Consider the following 6,564-nt stretch of genomic DNA (forward strand, 5'->3'; position numbering starts at 1 on the left):
CTCATCATCCTCGGGATGGCAGTCCTGTTGTTCGCGGTCCCGTATCTGCTCTTTCTCGCGTTTTGAGGTTGGACGGTCCGGTCGCGGCGCCCGTTCGCCGCAGTTTCGCCCTCTGGCGAAGTTACTGGGGCCGGTATCGGATAGCGCGTATACCTGATGGACGGTAACGATCGGAGTCGGTAGCCGACCGGAGAATCGGAAAACGCGCGGAAGAATGGTCAGCGGGAGTTGTACGGGGGGTATTCAAGCGAACGTCTTCGAGACTTCGTCGGCGTCCTCTTCGGTCTGTCGGATCTTCCGCCATGCTCCCTCGAAGTCCTCGGTCGTGACCTCGACTCTGTCGTCGCGGATGGCGTACATTCCGGCTTCCGTACAGATCGCCTTGATATCCGCGCCGGACGCGCCGGCAGCGAGGTCGGCGAGGTCCGCGAAGTCGACACCGTCGGAAACGTTCATTCCGCGGGTGTGGATCTCGAAGATCATCTCTCTGCCCTCGAAGTCAGGCTTCGGGACCTCGATAAGCCGGTCGAAGCGGCCGGGGCGGAGGATGGCGCGATCGAGCATGTCGAAGCGGTTCGTCGCCGCGATGATCGAGATCTGGCCGCGGTCCTCAAAGCCGTCCATCTCCGCGAGCAACTGCATCATCGTCCGCTGGACCTCGGCGTCCCCGGAGGTCTTCGACTCGGTTCGCTTGGCCGCGATAGCATCGATTTCGTCGATGAAGACGACGGCGGGTTCCTGCTGGCGAGCGAGTTCGAACAGGTCTCTGACCAGTTTCGCGCCCTCTCCGATGAACTTGTGGACGAGCTCGGAACCGGCCATCTTGATGAACGTCGCGTCGGTCTGGTTTGCAACGGCCTTCGCGAGCATCGTCTTGCCGGTCCCCGGCGGGCCGTGCAACAGCACCCCCGACGGCGGGTCAATGCCGACCTCGTCGAACATCTCCGGACTTTCGATCGGCATTTCGACGGTTTCGCGAACCTCGTCCATCTGCTCGTCGATGCCGCCGATGTCCTCGTAGGAGACGCTCGGCGATTGGTCGACCTGCATTACTCGTGCGCGGACATCGGTCTCGCTGTCGAGCTGTTTGACGATCGACAGAGAGTTGTTGACGGCGACACGATCGTCCGGGGAGAGCTCCTCGCGCATCTCGTCGGTAACCTCGGTGAGGGCCTCTTGATTGTTCCCGTGCTGTTTGATGATGACACCCTCGTCGGTGAGTTCCTGTACCGTGGCGACGAACAACGGCGACTGTTTGAGCTTCTTGTTCTCGTGGGTCAGCCGCTCAAGCTTTTGTTGGTACTTGTTGTTCTCCGCGTTGGCATCGAGGAGTTTGTCCCGCATCTCGTCGTTCTGCTGTTCGAGAATCTCCAGACGCTCCTCGAGCGCCTCCAGTTTTTGCTGCTGTGACGCGCCGTCCTCGTAGGGCAGGTCGACGTCGTCAACAGTATCGCTCATTACCTATTTTAAGCGCCCGTGTTCATAAGAGGTTTCGGGTCATGCCAGATGTTGAATCAACCCTTCGACCCGCTCGCGTCCGGCGATGCGTTCGTCTACGGCACCCGGTACTACTTCGCTACATCGTCGAATAACTATCATTCATAAGTATGGATAGAAAATATTATACTGCGGCATAATGTACGGTGTGATGATGAGCGCAACCGAACTCAACGGGGAACCGAGCGTCGATTGGGAGGCCGTCGCCGAACTCCCCCCGAGCGCGAAACTGGTCGCGAAGGTCCTCGAGTACAACGAGCGGCTGACACAGAGCCAACTGGCGGCCGAGACGATGCTACCGTCCCGGACGGTCCGCTACGCCGTCACCCGACTTGAGGAGGTCGATGCGGTAAAATCGCGGTTCTCGTTTACCGACGCCAGAAAGCGTGTATACGCGCTCAATATAGACGCCGAGCCACCAACGAACTAAATCGATATCAACACGCAGCCACAGCCGAACGGAGGAGTGCGCTGGCCCCGACTCCGCAGCACAACGGATTCATCTTGGATCGTCAGGGGTTGCATGGTGGTCCCCCACCAGGGGACGATGGCACCGTTTCCGGTGGACGTAGTGGCGGAGGGTTTATATACCGAAGGGCAGCCACCGGTCCATACCGTGCTTGACGACACCCCGGAAGCGGCGCGGGTGAAAGCCTCGCTGCGACGACTCGCACAAGACGACGAAGCCGCAATCATCGAGCAGGCGGCCGAGGCGACAGACAACGTCGAATGTGCGGCCCGGTTCGTGGAGACAATCGGGACGGATCAACTCGCGGCGGCCGTCGAGGCGACGGACGACCCGGCGCTCAAGCATCGCGGGCGGCGTGCGCTGGAGGCGTTCCGCCTGTTTCGCCGGGCAGCGACCGGCGACTATCGACCAGACAGCGGCGACAGAGAGAGCAATCCAGATCGCACATTTGCCAATGGCCGACGCGACGACCACTTTCACCGCGGTCACGGAACCGATTTAAGCCGCGACGGCGAACCGTTCTCCCGATGACACGGGTGCTCCACACCGCCGACACCCACCTCGGGTACCGACAGTACCACAGCCCGGAGCGGCAGGCTGATTTCCTTGATGCGTTTCGACGGGTTATCGAGGACGCGGTCAACGACGGAGTCGAGGCCGTGGTTCATGCCGGAGACCTCTTTCACGACCGCCGTCCCGGCCTCTCCGATCTCCTGGGAACGCGAGACGTGCTCGAGACGCTCTCGGAGGCCGACATCCCGTTTCTCGCCGTCGTCGGGAACCACGAGGCGAAGCGCTCGGCGCAGTGGCTCGACCTCTTCGAGGCGATGGGGCTCGCGACGCGGCTGGGCGAGGAGCCGAACGTGGTCGGCGACACCGCATTCTACGGGCTCGATTTCGTCCCACGGTCCCGACGCGAGGACCTCGAATACGGGTTCGCCCCCCACGACGCCACCCACGCGGCGCTCGTTTCGCACGGGCGCTTCGAGCCACTCGTCCCCGACTACGGCAACGTCGAGTGGGATCTCGAAGCGGTGTTGGAATCGGCGTCCGTCGGGTTCGACGCGGTGCTACTGGGCGACGAACACGCGCCGACCACGCAAAAGGTGGCGGGAACGTGGGCCAGTTATCCCGGATCCACGGAACGGGCGAGCGCCGGTGAGCGCGACGAGCGCGGCTACAACCTCGTCGAGTTCGATGGCGACGTCCGGTTCTCGCGGCGGGGGGTCGAGACCCGGCCGTTCGTCTTCGTCGATCTCGATCTCGCCGAGGGCGAGGGGATCGACCGGGTCCACGACCGACTCCGCGAGCACGATCTTGAGGAGGCGGTCGTCCACGTTTCGCTCGAGGGCGACGGTGAGGCGGTCCAGCCAGCCCGGATCGAGTCCTTCGCCACCGACGACGGGGCACTGGTCGCCCGGGTAAAGGACCGCCGTGAACTTGAGGACGCCGGGGTCGACCTCGATGTCTCTTTCGGCGATCCCGATGCGGCCGTTGAGGAGCGCATCGGCGAATTAGGCCTCAGCGACGCGGCCCGCGAGATCGACGGGACGATCCGGGCGAGTTCGGTCGCCGACTCGAACGTCGCCGACGAGATCGAGCGCCGCATCGGGGCATTGATCGAAGATCCGGACGCCTTCGACCCGGCTCCGGAGAGTGACGACACGAACAAAGACGAGACCGATGAGGAGTCGGACGATGCGACGGACGGTCAGCCTACGGTGGCTGAGCCGGATAGTGACGACCCGGTCTCGCCTGGCGAGGAGTCGGCCGTCGAACTACCCGAGAACCCTGAGATTACTGAAGACTCCGGAACGGTCGAAAATGGCGAGACGGTCGAAGGGGCTGAGACAACCGACAGCACCAACGAGACCGCTGAGACCACCCCCAACTCGGATGCCGACGGCGAGGGGCAGGCGTCCATGGAGGACTACCTATGAAATTCGAGCGGCTCCGCCTCCGGAACTTCAAGTGTTATGCCGACAGCGAGGTATCGCTCCGGGAGGGCGTCACCGTCATCCACGGCATCAACGGCAGCGGCAAGTCCTCGCTGCTCGAGGCGTGTTTCTTTGCGCTGTACGGCTCCGATGCGATCGACGGGACGCTAGCGGACGCCATCTCGAACGACGCCGAGGAGATGGTCGTCGAGTTGTGGTTCAGCCACGACGGCGGACCGTACCACGTCGAGCGCGAGGTAAAGATCCGCGGCGACACCGCGAAGACAACGACCTGCGTGCTGGAGACCCCCGACGGGACCGTAGAGCAGGTGACGGATGTCGAGGCCCACATCGAGGGGTTGCTGCGGATGGACGCCTCAGCGTTTGTTAACTGCGCGTACGTCCGCCAAGGCGAGGTGAACAAGCTGATCAACGCCTCACCGGGCGAGCGACAGGACATGATTGACGAACTCCTACAGTTGGGCGCCCTCGAGGAGTACCGAGAACGGGCGAGCGAGGCCCGCCTCGGAGTCAAACACGTCCTCGACGACAAGCGAGGGGCGCTCGCACAGATCGAAGAACAGATCGAAGACAAAGAGAACAAGGACCTCCACGCCCGCCTCAACAGCCTCGAGGACGAACTCGACGAACTCAACGTCGACATCGCTGAGAAGGAACGGGGCCACGAACAGGCACGGGAAACGCTGCAATCGGCCGAGAGCGTCATCGAGGAGTACGAGCGAAAGCGCGAGGAAATCGCTGATCTTGAGGGCGAGATCGAGACGCTCACCTCGGATATCGCCGAGGCGGAACGCGAGCGCGAGACGCTCGGCGAGCGGATCCGTGGTTCTCGTGAGCGCGCTGAGACGCTGCGTGCGGAACTTGAGGACACGCTCGCCGAAACCGACATCGAGTCCCCTGACCGGGACGCCGTTTGCGAGCGACTCGAGGAATTAGCGGAGGCGGCAGAGGGGGTACGCGACGGGATCGAGGAGCGACGGCTTGAGGCACAGAAACACGCGAGTGAGGCCGAGCAGAAACGCGAGCGGGCGGCGGAACTCCGGGCCGACGCTGCAGATGCGCGGGAGGCAGCCGCAGAACTCGATTCCGAAGTCGAGTCCGACCGGGGCGAACTCGACGAGCGGCGCGAACGGCTCGACGCGCTCGCTGACGAGGCTGAGGAACTGCAAAAGACGCTCGCCGACGCTCCAGCCGAGCGTGGCGAGCTAACGAGCCACCACGAATCGATCGTTGAGGAGTTGACAGCGGCGAAAGAGACAGTCGCCGAACTGCGAGCCGACCTGACGAACGCCCGCGAGGCCGTCGAGGAGGCGGAGGCGCTTCTTGAGGCTGGCAGGTGCCCGGAGTGCGGCCAACCGGTCGAGGAATCGCCGCATGTCGAGGGAATCGAGGAGGATAGAGCACGGGTCGAGGAAGTCCAGTCGGAATTGGAGGCGGCCGAGGCTCGCGTCGAACGCCTGGAGGCGAGACGTGAGCGTACCGAGCAGTTCGTCGAGATGGCCGCGGAGCTCGACCGACTCGAAGAACGCCGCGAGGATGTCGCATCCCTCGTCGACGGGATGGCCGAGACAGTCGAGGCGAAAGCCGACAGAGCCAACGAGCGCCGGACCGACGCCGAGGCCGCCGAGCGGAAAGCCGAGGCGGCGATCGAGGCCGCCGAAACCGCCGATGCCGAAGCCGAGGCGGCCCGAGCGACTATCGGCGAATTGAACGCCGAGAAGGCACAGATCGACGAGCGTCGCGAGCGGATCGCACGACTCGCCGAGTTGCTCGACGACGCCGCGGAGCACGAACGCGATGTCGAACGCCTTCGAGAGCGCCGCAAGAGCGTCGCCGAACAGAACGACCTCCGGCGCGACCGGCTCGCTGACAAGCGTGAGCGGAGGGACGAGCTCGACGGGGCCTTCGACGAGGCGGCGCTAGAGCAGGCGGAGGCGGACAAAGAGCGCGCCGAGGAGTACCTCGACGAAGTCGAGACGTATCTCGAGGGGCAGCGCGAGCGGCGAGACGAACTCCAGAACGCCATCGGCGGGGTGAAAAACGAACTCAAGGAGCTTGAGGCGCTCAGAGAGCGCCGTGCAGAGTTGGGCGACACCGTCGCCCGACTGGAGTCGCTGTACGAGGAAGCACGTGGTCTCCAGGAGATGTACGCCAACCTCAGGGCGGAGCTCCGACAGCGGAACGTCGACCGGCTGGAGGCAATGCTTAACGAGACGTTCGATCTCGTCTACCGGAACGACTCCTACGCACGGATCGAACTCGACGGCGAGTACGAACTGACGGTGTATCAAAAGGATGGAACGCCGCTCGATCCGGATCAGCTCTCGGGCGGCGAACGGGCGCTTTTCAACCTCTCGCTCCGGTGTGCGATCTACCGGCTGCTCTCGGAGGGCATCGAGGGACAGGCGCCGACGCCGCCACTCATTCTTGACGAGCCGACGGTGTTTCTCGACTCCGGACACGTCTCGAAGCTTGTCGAGTTGATCGAATCGATGACCGATCACGGCGTCGCGCAGATCGTCGTCGTCAGCCACGACGAGGAGTTGGTCGGCGCGGCCGACGACTTGATCGCAGTCCGAAAGAACCCGACCACAAACCGATCGAGCGCCGAACGATCGGTGAGGACGGAGGCGTTACCGT

The 6,564-nt window shown here is 63.6% G+C and carries 5 protein-coding genes; 4 read left to right on the forward strand and 1 reads right to left on the reverse strand.

Features of this window, described 5'->3' with window-relative positions:
* Nucleotides 1-243 precede the first annotated feature (243 nt).
* Nucleotides 244-1,458: a proteasome-activating nucleotidase Pan1 gene (gene pan1 / locus ACI944_RS10075; RefSeq protein ID WP_411718913.1), complete on the reverse strand. Its 1,215-nt coding sequence runs from the start codon at nt 1,456-1,458 to the stop codon at nt 244-246.
* A gap of 193 nt (nt 1,459-1,651) precedes the next feature.
* On the opposite strand from pan1, the gene ACI944_RS10080 reads away from it, so the two are divergent.
* From ACI944_RS10080 to rad50, 4 genes are all read left to right on the forward strand, one after another.
* Nucleotides 1,652-1,927: a MarR family transcriptional regulator gene (locus ACI944_RS10080; RefSeq protein WP_411718918.1), complete on the forward strand. Its 276-nt coding sequence runs from the start codon at nt 1,652-1,654 to the stop codon at nt 1,925-1,927.
* Between the two features lie 186 nt (nt 1,928-2,113).
* The gene (locus ACI944_RS10085; protein ID WP_411718914.1) at nt 2,114-2,497 is read left to right on the forward strand and encodes a hypothetical protein; all 384 of its coding nucleotides are present in this window, start codon (nt 2,114-2,116) and stop codon (nt 2,495-2,497) included.
* On the forward strand, nt 2,494-3,906 hold the full coding sequence (mre11, locus tag ACI944_RS10090; RefSeq protein WP_411718915.1) for a DNA double-strand break repair protein Mre11: 1,413 nt from the start codon (nt 2,494-2,496) through the stop codon (nt 3,904-3,906). The genes ACI944_RS10085 and mre11 overlap by 4 nt, the downstream gene beginning before the upstream one ends.
* On the forward strand, nt 3,903-6,564 hold a 2,662-nt coding region (rad50, locus tag ACI944_RS10095; protein ID WP_411718916.1), incomplete at its 3' end, for a DNA double-strand break repair ATPase Rad50. The genes mre11 and rad50, both read left to right, overlap by 4 nt.

Source organism: Natronomonas sp., from assembly GCF_046710025.1.
Classification (GTDB): domain Archaea; phylum Halobacteriota; class Halobacteria; order Halobacteriales; family Haloarculaceae; genus Natronomonas.